Genomic DNA, 12,825 nt, shown 5'->3' on the forward strand with positions numbered 1-12,825 from the left:
CCTCGTTTCATCGAGCGCGGTCCTGGTGTAGTCAAGCATCATGAGAGCTTTCAGCGATGCCACCAGACGGAATATCGCAGAAGCCTGCGCGTCCTTCGCGCGGCTGCCCGATGCGGCCGAGCCGCTAGCGCTGAAGCGCGCTGCGGTGGTGCTGGCGTTGACCGCATCCAGTGACGGCGACGACACCGCGTTCCTGCTGACGAGGCGCGCATCGAGTTTGCGCTCGCACCGCGGTCAATGGGCGCTGCCGGGTGGACGCTGCGATGCCGGCGAGACCCCGGTCGAGGCGGCGCTGCGCGAGCTCGACGAAGAGCTTGCACTCGAGCTGTCACCCGATGCCGTGCTCGGCCTGCTCGACGATCACCCGACGCGCTCCGGCTATCTGATCACGCCCGTCGTGGTTTGGGCTGCCGAGAGCGCCGCGATCGTACCGAACCCGGATGAGGTCGCCTCCGTTCACCGCATCGCGCTCGACACGATCGAGCGCGACGACGCCTTCGACTTCACCGCGATCCCCGAAAGCAGCCGCCGCGTGATTCGTTTCCATCACCAGATGAGCCTGATCCACGCGCCGACGGCGGCGCTGATCTACCAGTTCCGCGAGGTGCTGGCGGGGCGGCAGACCCGCGTCACCGACCTGGAACAGCCTGTATTCGCCTGGAAATGATGGTAAACGGCGCGTTAACGTGACGGTTACCGGATGCCTGCTAAGAGGGCAGCATGCATCATCCGATTCGAACACATCTGGCGCTGGTTCCACTCGCGCTCGTCCTGCTCGTCCCCGCCGCGCACGGCGGTGGGGCCGACGCCCTGCCATCGACCGTTCGAAATGCCAATGCCCAGTTGCTGTCGCAGTTTTTCGGGCAAGGCGGCGCCTCGCCGGCCGTGCTCGAATATCGCCGCAAGCTCGCCGAGTATCAGGCAATCAGGGGCGCTTTTGACCAGGAGGCCAGTGCCTATTGGAGCCAGGTCTCGGAGAAGCGAAAGGGGCGTAACGCCAAGCGGCGCAGCGGGCAGCAGATCACGCTTGACGATTACGTTCTGGAGCAGCCGCCTGTCTATACCGGTCCGAAGCGCCCGGTGAATCCGGAGCCGGAGGAAACGCCGCAGCGTCCGCCGCGCAAGCCGCTCCCGGTCGCCTCCGATCTGCTGCGCGCCGCGCAGGATCTCTATCAATTCACGCCGCAGCGGCCGACGAGCGAGGTCGAGTTCAAGCGCGCCTATGCGCGCTACGCGCTCGCCTCGGGGCTGACGCGGGAGCAGGCGGTGCGGGTCTACTCGTTCGAGACCGGCGGCACCGGCAATTACGACGTGCAGGCCGGCATCGAGCACGGCGGCAAGCGCGCGATCTCGACCGCGATGGGCTACAACCAGCTGCTCACCACCAACAGCGTCGAGCTCCTGGCCGAGCAGGGCCACGAGTTGATCCGTGCGCTGTCGGACAAGGTGGCGCGCAGCTCGGGGCCGGCGCGCCAGGCGCTCGAGCACAAGCTCACCGTTCTCAAGAAGATGGTGGCGCATGCGAAGTCGGTGCCGGACACCTGGTCGGAGCATGAGAAGATCGGCGACAGCGCGCAGGGTTGGGCCATGCATGCCATGGTGCTGGACGTCGACATCGGGCCGATGCTGCAAACCCACAAGCTGTTGACCTCGGTGCTGTTCGCCCGCGCCAAGGGCTACACCCGTCCGCTCACCGCCGCCGAGCTCGAGATGATGAATCTCACCGGCGACGGCACCGGCCTCGACATGGTGACGATGCCGCAGGCGATGCGCGAGCAGGTGCCGACCTCGAACTTCTTCCAGCGCAGCGGCTACGAGCGCAACCCGGTCGCGATCCGCCACAACACGGTGGCGAAGCTGCTCGCGGTCACGGACGATCGGATGGACTCCAACAGCAGCAAACCCGGGGCAAGGGAGCTGGCGTCGGTGTTTTGAGCCACCGGGCCTGCCGCATTCTGTCATGCCCCGGCTTGAGCGGGGCATCCAGTACGCCGCGGCTTCTCGGCTCTATTACGAACGTCTCTGGAATACTGGATCACCCGCTTTTCGCGGGTGATGACACCGAGAGTGAGGCGACGCCGTCGCCCGCCACTTCAGCCCCTACTGATCCGGCCCGAACTTGAACCGGCCGTCGCCTTCCAGATATTGCCCGCTGCGCATGTAGAGCTGGCCGTTCTGGCCGATGAAGAACAGCGTGCCCTTCGGCACTTTCTTGGCGCCCTTCAACAGCTCGCCGGCATTGCTGGTGCCCATCTTGTAGGAGAAGGTCTTGCCTTCCTTGTCATAGGCATAGCCGGTGTCCGGCTTGAGCTCCCACGGCGTTGCCGCGGTTTGCGCGAGAGCGGGGGCGGCGAACGCGCCCAGCACGGCTGCGATTGCAAATGTCTTGATTGAAAATGCCATCATCCATCCTCCCCATTGTCGGGGTGCCCATTTGAACAAATCACGAACGATGCCTCCGGGTCAATCCGCGACGACGTCGCAGCGCATCACGTCTTGACCAGCAGTTTGTGATTTTCCCTTCGTCCCCTCGCGACTATGTTCCGCTTTCGGTCTAGAACGCAACACGACAAAGATATTGGTGGGGATGATTCGAATGCGTCACGTCATGAAATTTTGCTGGATTGCCTTGATCTCGCTGACGGCGCTTGCGCCGGCGGCCCGGGCCGATGACTTCCAGCTCAGTCACAACCAGCGGATTTCGTGCAGCCGTGGCCTTGCCCCGGGCAAGCTCAACACCGCGACCTGCAAGTCCTACACCTATCTCTTCAACACCAGGACCTCGGAATATTTCCGCTGCCAGGTCTCGCTGGCGCTGACCCGCGACAACAAGGAGGTCATCAACGTCCAGACCGACGGCGGCTGCACCAAGAGGCCGCGCATCTTCGAGACCGACGGTCACTATGATTTCGACGCGACCGAGACCGAGCCGCCGAACACCAACTCGTTCTTCGGCCCCGGCGGTTACTCGATCTGGGCGGCCGACATGACCGCGCAGAAGGTCCGCGGCTGCATCACCATCTCCTCGGGCCTCGGCTCCGACATCTCCAAGTGCCTGGACATGACGTTCCAGTGATTGCCATTGACGGGTTGCCACCGACGGCCTGCCGGTCACGGCAAGGCGCGCTACAAGAATAACAATCCGGGAGAACGCGCGATGGACCGGCTCAAGGGCAAGGTTGCGATGGTGGTGGGCGCCGGCTCGATCGGGCCCGGCTGGGGCAACGGCAAGGCGACCGCGGTGACCTTTGCGCGCGAGGGCGCGCAGGTGTTTTGCGTCGATCGCAACGGTGCGGCCGCCGCGGAGACCGCCAAGATCATCACCGGCGAGGGCGGCAAGGCGACCGCCTTCACGGCCGATGTCTCGCGGCCTGCCGAGATCGAGGCGATGGTTGCCGCATGCCTGAAGGCCTATGGCCGCATCGACGTGCTCGACAACAATGTCGGCATTGCCGAGATGGGCAGCGTGGTCGAGGTGACCGAGGAGAGCTGGGACCGCGTCTTCAGCGTCAATCTCAAGAGCGCCTATTTCGCCATGAAGCACGTCATTCCCGTCATGGCGAAGCAGGGCGGCGGTTCGATCATCAACATCTCCTCGATCGCCTCGATCCGCCACATGGGCATCTCCTATGTCACCTACGGCACCTCGAAGGCCGCGATGAACCAGATGACGCGCACCACCGCGATCGAGTTCGCGAAGCATCATGTCCGTGTCAACGCGATCCTGCCCGGCCTGATGAAGACGCCGATGGTGGAGCATTCCGCCGGGCTCGCCGACAGCTACGCCAAGGGCGATGTCGAGGCGATGTGGCGCGCCCGCGATGCCCAGGTGCCGATGGGCCACATGGGCGACGCGTTCGACGTTGCCAACGCCGCGCTGTTCCTGGCGTCCGACGAGTCGAAATATGTGACGGGCATCGAGCTCGTGGTCGACGGCGGGATCACCTGCAAGGCGGGGGCTTAGCCTCAACCTCCGCCGTCGTCCCGGAGCGCGCATAGCGCGAGCCCGGGACCCATAACCACGGGCAGCGGTTTGACGCTCAGCCGGTAACTCCGAGCCTTCGCAAAACTATTGCTGGGGCGTATGGGTCCCGGATCGGCGCTCCGCCCTGGACAACGCTACGCGTTGCCAAGAGCTGCGGTTGTCCGGGACGACAGTAGAGTTTGCCGCGCGATCGCGCCTCATCCCCCGGCGCTCAGCTCCGCACGATCCAGCTCTTCCTCCAGCCGGTGAAACGCATCGTCGCCGATCACTTCGCTGGAACGCAGATCGAAAATCGACTTGCGCGCGGCCTCGATGGCGCGGCGGCGCAGGGGATCGGCCGGCAGCTCGCCGTTGGGGATGCCGCCATGCGGATCGTCATCGGCCTGCATCAGAATGGCCCGGTATTCGAGCCTGAGGATTTCAGCCTCTTCCGATGGATCGTCCTCGATCTCATCGAGCGCCGCGCGATAGGCGATGGCGCGGGCGCGGGCCACTTCGATGCCGACGGGGTCGTCGTCCCTGAGGCCGAAAGCCAGGATCAGCGGCCGCAGCGTCAGGCCCTGGATCACCAGCGAGCCCAGCACCACCGCGAAGGCGATGAAGACGATGAAGTCGCGATAGGGGAAGTTTTCCGGCAGTGCGAAGGCGGTGGCGAGCGTGACGAGGCCGCGCATGCCGCACCAGGCGATGATGAGGCCGCCCTTGGGCGAAGCGACCTGCTTCGGATCCTTGGGGTGATAGATCCCGTGCGCGATCAACAGGCGCAACGTGGTGCGATAGAACGTGATCCAGAACAGCCGGACCAGGATGACCGTCGCCAGGATCCAGGCCGCGGCCACGCAATATTCCCAGCGCACGTCTGTATCCAGCTTCGTCCAGATCGGCCGCATCTGCATGCCGATCAGCATGAAGGCGAGCACGTTGAGGACGAACACCGTCGTCTCCCACACCGCGTAGGACGGCACCCGCAGCCGCGCCGGTATGCGCGCCGGCGCCGACTGCGCGATGGTGATGGCATAGACCACGATGGTCAGGATGCCAGAGAGACCGAGGTGCTCGGCTCCGATCCAGATCAGGAAGGTGGTGGCGAACTGCACGATGATCGCGCTCGGCACCTCTCTCACCCGCTCCATGATCGGCGGGATGATGCGCCCCGCGGCAAGGCCGGCCAGCACGCTGCCGACCAGCCCGAGCGCGATCGTCGGCGCGACCTCGCTCCATTTCAGGTGCTCCATGACGACAGCGCCGACAGCGATGCGATAAATCAAGAGCGCGCTCGCGTCGTTCAGCAGGCTCTCGCCCTCGAGAACCTTGACCATGCGATAGGGCAGCTTCACCTGGCTCAGGATCGCGACCGCGGCTGCGGCATCCGGCGGCGCCACGATGGCGCCGAGCGCCACGGCGGCGGCCCAGGGCATGTCGGGAAATAGCCGGTGCGCGACATAGGCGACGCCAGCCGTGGTCAGGCCGACTGCGGCCACGACAAGGGTCGAGACCGGAACCCAATTGTTGCGCAGGTCGCGCAGCGACGTATCGAAGGCCGCATCCAGCAGCACCGGTGCGACAAAAAGGGCCAATGCCAGGCCCGGGTCGAGCGTCCAGGATGGGCTGTCAGGCACGAAGGCGATCAGCGCGCCGCCGATGGCGAGAAAGGTCGGGTAGGGGACCTTGATCCGCCGCGCCAGCGCCGATAAGGCAACGGCGCCGAGCAGAAGCGCGATGATCCATTCGAATGTCGACACGACGATCCCTTAAAACCGATGTGAGCGGCGCCACAAGCTAGCACCAATCCGGCCGTATGATGGATCATGCGGCCTCAAGGCAAGACTTTCCAATTGCAATGAGCATGCGTTTTCACAAACTCATCCGGATGTCGGCAACCCTCGTGCTTTCAGCGGTCTTGCCCGGTGCGGTCCATGCCGCAACCGGCGGCGAGCCGGCCAATGTCGCGCAAGTGGACGTCGCGGCGTGCCTCAGTGCTGCCGCTGCTGATGACATGGATAAGGCAGGCCCGGCCTGCGCCGACGTCATCGACAACGAGAAGACGGCAAAGCCGGATTTGGTCAAGGCGCTGGTCGCGCGCGGCGCGCTTCTTGCGCGGCATGACCAGATCGACCGCGCCATCGCCGACGACAGCCGCGCCCTGCTGCTCGATCCGACGCTCGCCGACGTCTTCAACGCGCGTGGCGAGCTCTGGCTGAAGAAGGACGACAAGCCCAAGGCGGTGCAGGATTTCGGCGCAGCGCTGCGGATCGATCCGAACCACGAAAAGGCCAAGGCCAACCACAAGGCCATGGCGCGCGAGCTCGAGCGGATCGGCGCGCAGATGGCCGTCGCCGGCAAGCCGAGCTTCAATTGCGCCGGCGCGCGTCGCCCGGTCGAGAAGGCGATTTGTGCCAATCGCGAGCTCGCCGATCTCGACCGCGAGGTTTATGCCGCCAATGCCCGTGTGCTGCGCGAGGCGCGCAGCGACGGCGAGGCGAAGCAACTCCGGCGCGCGCAGGACGACTTCATCGCCCGGCGCAACGCCGCCTTTGGCCGGCCGGGATACGATCTGAAGAAGGCGATGCAGGACCGGCTGCAGAAGCTGAACGGGGTGGACGGGTATTGAGGTTGTTCGCCTCTCCCCGCGCGGAGCGAGGGAGCGCGGGCGCCGGCGCGTTCCTAACAGCCTCATTTTGAACCCATTCTCTCCCCGCCGCGACAACGGGAAAACCTGGTGTCACGGAGTTATTGCCATGTGCGGCTCGCGTTCTTCCGCGCAATTGTCCAGAACCTCCCTGCGGACCTTCCTTCTCGGGGCTGCGATCAGCCTCGCCATGGCCGCTCCGGCATCGGCCGCCGATTGCGTGATGGGCAGCAAGGCCCCTCCAGCCGACATCCTCTCCGCGTGCAGCGCCATCATCGACCAGACCTCGAATCCGAATTCCGACCGCATCGCGGCGCTGCTGGTGCGGGCCGACGCCAATGCGCGGACTTCGGGCGGCCTCACGCAGGCGCTGCGGGACATCGACCGCGCCATCGCGCTCGACGGCAAGAACGCGAGCGCCTGGCGGCTGCGCGGCAATCTGTTGCGGGAGGCAGGCGGTGATCTCAACCGTGCCACGTCCGATCTCAGCAAGGCGATCGAGCTCGATCCGAAAGATGCCGAAGCCCATGAGCAGCGCGGCGTCGCCTACACCAACCAGCACCGTTACGACCGCGCGATCGCCGATTACGACCAGGCCATCGAGCTGAAGCCGGATTATGCGCAAGCCTGGTCCGACCGCGGCGCGACCTATTATCTCAATGGCGACAACGACAAAGCTGTCGCCGACCTCAGCGAGGCGCTGCGGCTCGATCCCAACCGGGCGCGCAGCTACACCAATCGCAGTGCGGCCTACCAGAAGCTCGGCCAGCTCGACAAGTCGGTCGCCGACGACAACGAGGCGATCAGGATCGATCCGAAAGTGCCTGAGTATTACGACAATCGCGGGCTCACCTATGCCGCGATGAAAGACTACGACAAGGCGATCGCCGACTACGATCAGGCGCTGCGGCTGGCGCCGCGGGCGAACTTCTTCACCAACCGCGGCGATTCCCATCAGTACAAGGGCGAGTTCGGTGCGGCGCTCAGCGATTACGAGGCCGCGCTGAAGCTCGATCCCGATTTCGCGAAGACCTACAACAACCGCGCCGTGCTCTATTCCAAGATGGGCGAGCGCAAGAAGGCGCTGGCCGATTACGAGACCGCGCTGCGGCTCGATCCCGGCAACACCAACGCCGCAGACGGCCGCCGCACCATGATGGCGGAGATCGCCAGATTCGGCGCCGAGGCGCCGAGCCCGCTGGCCGCGAATTCCGGCAACGGCCCGTCGTTCGATTGCAGCTATGCCAAGCGCGAGGTGGAGAAGGTGATCTGCGTCGATCCGCAATTGGGCGCGCTCGACCGCCAGCTCGCCGAGGCCTATGAGCGCGTGCTGAAATCGATGAACCGGCGCGCGGCTGCCGGCTTACGCAAATCCCAGCACGAGTTCCTCGCCACCCGCGACGCCAGCTTCCGCCGCCCCGGCTACGATCTGAAGAAGGTCATGCAGGACCGGTTGCAGCGGCTGAACGCGATGCAGGGCTAAGTTCGCGTCTCCGCCGTAAGAACGAGGAGAGGGAGGTCATACACCTCCCTTTTCAGCTTGAACCGCGGCCCGTTCCCGGGAAAATACCCTCCAAACAAGGTCGGCACTTGATCCCTGTCATGGCGGGACTGACGTCCTGGCGTCAGGTCAAGACGAGGCCAATAAACGGAACGGGAGCGCCGGGAATGAATGTCCAGGGAAAAAGTCTCTATCACGAGGTCCATGCGCGCTCGCTGGCCGACCCTGTCAGCTTTTGGGCCGAGGCGGCGAAGGAGATCGACTGGATCGAGCCGCCGAAAAACATCTTTGATGCCTCGCAGGGCGTCTACGGCCGCTGGTTTACCGGCGGTATCGTCAACACCTGCTACAACGCGCTCGACCGCCATGTCGAACGCGGCCGTGCCGATCAGGTCGCGCTGATCCATGATTCGCCGCTGACCGACACGGTCACCAAATTCACTTACGCCGAGCTGCTGGCCGAGGTGCAGGTGCTCGGCGCGATCATGCAGGATTTTGGCGTCGCCAAGGGCGACCGCGTCATCCTCTATATGCCGATGGTGCCGGAGGCCGTGGTCGCGATGCTCGCCTGCGCGCGCATCGGCGCCGTGCACTCCGTGGTGTTCGGCGGCTTTGCCGCCAAGGAGCTCGCGACCCGCATCGACGATGCGCAGCCAAAGCTCATTCTCTCGGCAAGCTGCGGCATCGAGCCCGGCCGAATCGTGCAGTACAAGCCGCTGCTCGACGAGGCGATCAAGCTGGCGTCCGCGAAGCCGAAGGCCTGCATCGTGCTGCAGCGTCCGCAGTTGACCTGCGACCTCACGCCGAAGCGCGACTATGATTGGGCGAGCCTGCGCCGCAAGGCGATGAACGACGGCAAGAAGGCGCCTTGTGTGCCGGTTGCCGCAACCGATCCGCTCTACATCCTCTACACCTCGGGCACGACAGGCATTCCCAAGGGCGTCGTGCGCGACAATGGCGGGCATCTCGTCGCCGTGAAATGGTCGATGTTCAACCTCTATGGCGTCAAGCCGGGCGAGGTCTGGTGGTGCGGCTCCGACATCGGCTGGGTGGTCGGCCACAGTTACATCGTCTACGGCCCGCTGCTGCACGGCGCGACCTCGATCATGTATGAGGGCAAGCCGGTCGGCACGCCCGATGCCGGCGCGTTCTGGCGCGTCATCAGCGAGCACAAGGCCGTGGCGCTGTTCACCGCACCGACCGCGTTCCGTGCCATCCGCAAAGAGGATCCGGACGGCAAGTTCATCCGGCAATATGATCTGTCGAAATTCCGCACGCTGTTCCTCGCCGGCGAGCGCGCCGATCCGCCGACGGTGGAATGGGCTGAGCAGCAGCTCAAGGTGCCTGTCATCGACCATTGGTGGCAGACCGAGACCGGCTGGTGCATCGCCGGCAATCCGGTCGGCCTCGGCCAATTGCCGGTGAAGCACGGTTCGCCGACGGTGCCGATGCCGGGGTACCAGGTCGATGTGGTGGATGAGGCGGCGAAACCGGTGCCCGCGAACACCATGGGCTCGATCGTGATCAAGCTGCCGATGCCGCCCGGCTGCCTGCCGACGCTGTGGAATCAGGATGAACGCTTCAGGGAAGCCTATCTCACCGAATTCCCCGGCTATTACAAAACCTCGGATGCCGGCTACAAGGATGAGGACGGTTACGTCTTCGTCATGGGACGCACCGACGACATCATCAATGTTGCCGGCCACCGCCTTTCCACCGGCGGCATGGAGGAGATCCTGGCTTCGCATCCCGATGTCGCCGAATGCGCCGTGCTCGGCGTCAAGGATGCGATCAAGGGCGAGGTGCCCTGCGGCTTCCTGGTGCTGAAGGCCGGCGTGAAGCGCTCTCCTGGCGAGATCGAGAAGGAGATTATCGCGCTGGTGCGCGACAAGCTCGGCCCGGTCGCCGCCTTCAAGCTCGCCATCACCGTCGGTCGCCTGCCCAAGACGCGCTCGGGCAAGATTTTGCGTGGCACCATCAAGAAGATCGCCGACGGCGAGGCCTGGACCATGCCGGCGACGATCGAGGACCCCAAGGTGCTGGACGAGATCGGAGCGGCATTGAAGGGGCGGGTGTGACGCGAAGCGTCACGCGAGCGAGAGGCGGCGCCGTGCCTCCGATTTCAACTGTCATCACCCGCTTTCGCGGAGAATGACAGCACGCGTGGAAGGGCGTCCAGGACCTTACAATCTCCTCATTCCGCGCTAAACAGGGCCGGCCAACAGGGGACCGCCCAACAGGGGACCGCCTATGTCATTCGCCACCGCGCCGCGGCTGCTCATTGCCGTGGGCCTCGCCGTCGCTCTCTCCGCCTGCGCTGGGCGTTACCAGACGCCGACAGCAATGGGCGGTGACGACGACGATGCGGTGTGCCAGGGCCGCGGCCTCGCGGTCGGCTCGCCGGAATATGTGGCCTGCCGCAAGGACCGCGACGTCCAGCGCAGTGCGGCGCTCGCCCGTTCCGATCGTCGCCAGCGCGATCTCGGCGAATACATGTTGAACCATCCGGACCGGCCGTAACTCTCCGCGTCGTCCGCGATGTGGTGATGGAGGCACGGTATCTCTCCAGCGTCGTCCTGGCGAAAGCCAGGACCCATACCGCGTGATCTATCGATTGCGGGTGGGCTGAGTACCGGATGATGAGTCTGCGTCAAATTGCTCCATGGGGTCATGGGTCCTGGCTTTCGCCAGGACGACTCCGGAAAAATCAAACAAAAACGCGGCGGGTTGTCCCGCCGCGTTTTGCGTTTCGATGACGATACGGAGAGGCGAGTCCTACTCCTCCTCTTCCTCGTGTTTCTTGCCGCCGAGGGTCTTGAGCTTGGCGAACACGGCGTCGACGTTGAGGTCGTCGCTGGATTTCTCCGACGGCTCGTACTCGTCCTTCTTGGTGGTCTCGGACGCCGGCAGCAGGGTGGCGCCGCCGTAGTTGGCGTCGATCGGCTTTTCCTTGGCCGCGCGTGCCACTTCGAAATCGAGCTCGATCTGCGAGCAAAGGCCAAGGGTGACCGGATCGATCGGGGTCAGCTGCGAGGTGTTCCAGTGGGTGCGGTCGCGCACGCTGGCGATCGTGCTCTTGGTGGTGCCGACCAAGCGCATCACCTGGGCGTCCTTGAGCTCGGGATGGCTGCGCAGCAGCCAGAGGATGGCGCTGGGACGCTCGTGTCGGCGCGACACCGGCGTGTAGCGCGGGCCCTTGCGCTTGGGCTGGGGCGGCAGCACGACCTTGCTCTCCTGAAGGCGGAGCCGGTAGTCCTGGTTCTTCTCGCCCTTCTCGATCTCCTCGCGGGTCAGCTGGCCGTTGGAGATCGGGTCCATGCCCTTGATGCCCTGGGCGGCGTCGCCGTCGGCGATCGCGCGCACCTCAAGGGGATGCATCTTGGTGAAGTCGGCGACCTGGTCGAAGGTCAGCGCGGTGTTGTCGAGCAGCCAGACGGCGGTCGCCTTGGGCATCAGAGGTGCGTTGCTCATGGCAAATCTCCTTTGTGCTTCGCCCACCCCCTCAGGAGGCGAAACCGGTGGTCATCAGCGATGACAGGGAATTCGCGCTATATAAGCCCGGAGGGGGTAGCCACGCAATGGTTCTGCTATAGATAGTGCCTTGACAGCGCTCGAAAGGGGGCCCAATTCCCTCTCAAGTCGCACTAACGTCGAAGCCGACCGTTTTAGGCCCTTTTCCATCCATCGACCGTCCCTCGCCAGAAGGCGAATGGGTGATTCGGTCCCGAGATCGCTCAATGTCAGCCAAACCAGACCTCAAGATCGTGCTTTGTTCTCCCCGTGGCTTCTGTGCTGGGGTGGTCCGGGCGATCGACACCGTGGAACGGGCGCTCGATAAGTATGGCGCCCCCGTCTATGTTCGCCATGAGATTGTGCACAACAAATACGTCGTCGACGGGTTGAAAAAGAAGGGCGCCATCTTCGTCGAGGAGCTGGCGGAGATCCCGGAGAATACGACCGCTCCGGTGGTGTTCTCGGCCCATGGCGTGCCGAAGTCGGTTCCCGCCGACGCCCAGTCCCGCAATCTGTTCTCGCTGGATGCGACCTGCCCGCTGGTGACCAAGGTCCACCGCGAGGCGGCGATCCACTTCAAGCGCGGCCGCGAGATCTTCCTGATCGGCCACTCTCATCACCCCGAAGTGGTCGGCACGCTCGGCCAGCTGCCGGTCGGCGCGGTCACCCTGATCGAGACCGCCGAGGACGCCAAGACCATCAATCCGAAGGACCCGAACAACCTGGCCTTCGTGACCCAGACCACGCTGTCGATCGACGACACCGCGGAGATCGTGGCGCTGCTCAAGGAGCGCTTCCCGAACATCAACGGTCCGCACAAGGAAGACATTTGCTACGCCACCACCAACCGCCAGCTCGCGGTGAAGAAGGTGGCGCCGGTGGTCGACGCGCTCATTGTCGTCGGTGCTCCCAATTCGTCGAACTCGCAGCGCCTGCGCGAGGTCGCCGAGCGCGAGGGCTGCAAGATCGCCGTGCTGGCGCAGCGCGCCGCCGACATCGACTGGACCAGGTTCGGCAACATCGGAAGCCTCGGCATCACCGCAGGCGCGTCCGCGCCTGAAGTGATCGTCGAGGAGATCATGGACGCGTTCGCCGAGCGCTACACGCTGCATGTGGAGACGGTCTCGGCCGCGGAAGAGAACGAGTTCTTCCCGCTGCCGCGTCAGGTGCGCCCCGAAGCTGCCGCCGAGTAGTCTT

Annotated in this window: 12 protein-coding genes; 9 read left to right on the forward strand and 3 right to left on the reverse strand. The window is 64.7% G+C overall.

Annotation, left to right across the window (positions count from 1 at the left end; all coding sequences use genetic code 11):
• The first annotated feature begins 37 nt into the window (after nt 1-37).
• Both XH91_RS05510 and XH91_RS05515 read left to right on the forward strand, forming a co-directional pair.
• Nucleotides 38-667, forward strand: a complete 630-nt coding sequence (locus XH91_RS05510) for an NUDIX hydrolase (protein ID WP_128949634.1) — start codon at nt 38-40, stop codon at nt 665-667.
• Between the two features lie 53 nt (nt 668-720).
• Nucleotides 721-1,935, forward strand: a complete 1,215-nt coding sequence (locus XH91_RS05515) for a hypothetical protein (RefSeq protein ID WP_128949635.1) — start codon at nt 721-723, stop codon at nt 1,933-1,935.
• A 165-nt stretch (nt 1,936-2,100) separates the two neighbouring features.
• On the opposite strand, the gene XH91_RS05520 is transcribed toward XH91_RS05515, so the two are convergent.
• Entirely contained in the window at nt 2,101-2,403 is a 303-nt protein-coding gene (locus XH91_RS05520) for a hypothetical protein (RefSeq protein WP_128954738.1), read from the reverse strand.
• A gap of 193 nt (nt 2,404-2,596) precedes the next feature.
• Between XH91_RS05520 and XH91_RS05525 the strand changes: the two genes are divergently transcribed.
• Nucleotides 2,597-3,076, forward strand: coding sequence for a hypothetical protein (locus XH91_RS05525; protein WP_128949636.1), 480 nt, complete (start codon nt 2,597-2,599; stop codon nt 3,074-3,076).
• A gap of 81 nt (nt 3,077-3,157) precedes the next feature.
• Nucleotides 3,158-3,964, forward strand: coding sequence for an SDR family NAD(P)-dependent oxidoreductase (locus tag XH91_RS05530; protein ID WP_128949637.1), 807 nt, complete (start codon nt 3,158-3,160; stop codon nt 3,962-3,964).
• A gap of 218 nt (nt 3,965-4,182) precedes the next feature.
• On the opposite strand, the gene XH91_RS05535 is transcribed toward XH91_RS05530, so the two are convergent.
• Nucleotides 4,183-5,727 carry a cation:proton antiporter gene (locus XH91_RS05535; RefSeq protein ID WP_128949638.1) on the reverse strand — a complete coding sequence of 515 codons (1,545 nt, stop codon included), beginning with the start codon at nt 5,725-5,727 and terminating at the stop codon, nt 4,183-4,185.
• Between the two features lie 104 nt (nt 5,728-5,831).
• Here XH91_RS05535 and XH91_RS05540 point away from each other — a divergent pair, with 104 nt between their 5' ends.
• The 4 genes from XH91_RS05540 to XH91_RS05555 all read left to right on the forward strand — a co-directional run bounded on the left by XH91_RS05540 (nt 5,832) and on the right by XH91_RS05555 (nt 10,635).
• Nucleotides 5,832-6,596 carry a hypothetical protein gene (locus XH91_RS05540; protein WP_164933629.1) on the forward strand — a complete coding sequence of 255 codons (765 nt, stop codon included), beginning with the start codon at nt 5,832-5,834 and terminating at the stop codon, nt 6,594-6,596.
• A gap of 127 nt (nt 6,597-6,723) precedes the next feature.
• Nucleotides 6,724-8,097 carry a tetratricopeptide repeat protein gene (locus XH91_RS05545; RefSeq protein ID WP_128949640.1) on the forward strand — a complete coding sequence of 458 codons (1,374 nt, stop codon included), beginning with the start codon at nt 6,724-6,726 and terminating at the stop codon, nt 8,095-8,097.
• A gap of 185 nt (nt 8,098-8,282) precedes the next feature.
• Nucleotides 8,283-10,193 carry a propionyl-CoA synthetase gene (locus tag XH91_RS05550; protein WP_128949641.1) on the forward strand — a complete coding sequence of 637 codons (1,911 nt, stop codon included), beginning with the start codon at nt 8,283-8,285 and terminating at the stop codon, nt 10,191-10,193.
• Between the two features lie 172 nt (nt 10,194-10,365).
• Nucleotides 10,366-10,635, forward strand: a complete 270-nt coding sequence (locus tag XH91_RS05555) for a hypothetical protein (RefSeq protein WP_128949642.1) — start codon at nt 10,366-10,368, stop codon at nt 10,633-10,635.
• A 255-nt stretch (nt 10,636-10,890) separates the two neighbouring features.
• On the opposite strand, the gene XH91_RS05560 is transcribed toward XH91_RS05555, so the two are convergent.
• A complete protein-coding gene (locus XH91_RS05560) occupies nt 10,891-11,586 on the reverse strand; it encodes a DUF1013 domain-containing protein (RefSeq protein WP_128949643.1) in 696 nt (231 codons plus the stop codon).
• Nucleotides 11,587-11,852: 266 nt separating this feature from the next.
• Here XH91_RS05560 and ispH point away from each other — a divergent pair, with 266 nt between their 5' ends.
• Nucleotides 11,853-12,821: a 4-hydroxy-3-methylbut-2-enyl diphosphate reductase gene (gene ispH / locus XH91_RS05565; protein WP_128949644.1), complete on the forward strand. Its 969-nt coding sequence runs from the start codon at nt 11,853-11,855 to the stop codon at nt 12,819-12,821.
• Nucleotides 12,822-12,825 lie beyond the last annotated feature (4 nt).

It is taken from the genome of Bradyrhizobium guangzhouense (assembly GCF_004114955.1).
Classification (GTDB): domain Bacteria; phylum Pseudomonadota; class Alphaproteobacteria; order Rhizobiales; family Xanthobacteraceae; genus Bradyrhizobium; species Bradyrhizobium guangzhouense.

Excerpts from the sequence above, each read along its gene's own strand:
- XH91_RS05560 (WP_128949643.1), bottom strand. The coding sequence starts at position 11,586 with ATGAGCAACGCACCTCTGATGCCCAAGGCGACCGCCGTCTGGCTGCTC.
- XH91_RS05515 (WP_128949635.1), top strand. The coding sequence starts at position 721 with ATGCATCATCCGATTCGAACACATCTGGCGCTGGTTCCACTCGCGCTC.
- XH91_RS05550 (WP_128949641.1), top strand. The coding sequence starts at position 8,283 with ATGAATGTCCAGGGAAAAAGTCTCTATCACGAGGTCCATGCGCGCTCG.
- XH91_RS05540 (WP_164933629.1), top strand. The coding sequence starts at position 5,832 with ATGCGTTTTCACAAACTCATCCGGATGTCGGCAACCCTCGTGCTTTCA.
- XH91_RS05520 (WP_128954738.1), bottom strand. The coding sequence starts at position 2,403 with ATGGCATTTTCAATCAAGACATTTGCAATCGCAGCCGTGCTGGGCGCG.
- XH91_RS05555 (WP_128949642.1), top strand. The coding sequence starts at position 10,366 with ATGTCATTCGCCACCGCGCCGCGGCTGCTCATTGCCGTGGGCCTCGCC.
- XH91_RS05530 (WP_128949637.1), top strand. The coding sequence starts at position 3,158 with ATGGACCGGCTCAAGGGCAAGGTTGCGATGGTGGTGGGCGCCGGCTCG.
- XH91_RS05545 (WP_128949640.1), top strand. The coding sequence starts at position 6,724 with ATGTGCGGCTCGCGTTCTTCCGCGCAATTGTCCAGAACCTCCCTGCGG.
- ispH (WP_128949644.1), top strand. The coding sequence starts at position 11,853 with ATGTCAGCCAAACCAGACCTCAAGATCGTGCTTTGTTCTCCCCGTGGC.
- XH91_RS05525 (WP_128949636.1), top strand. The coding sequence starts at position 2,597 with ATGCGTCACGTCATGAAATTTTGCTGGATTGCCTTGATCTCGCTGACG.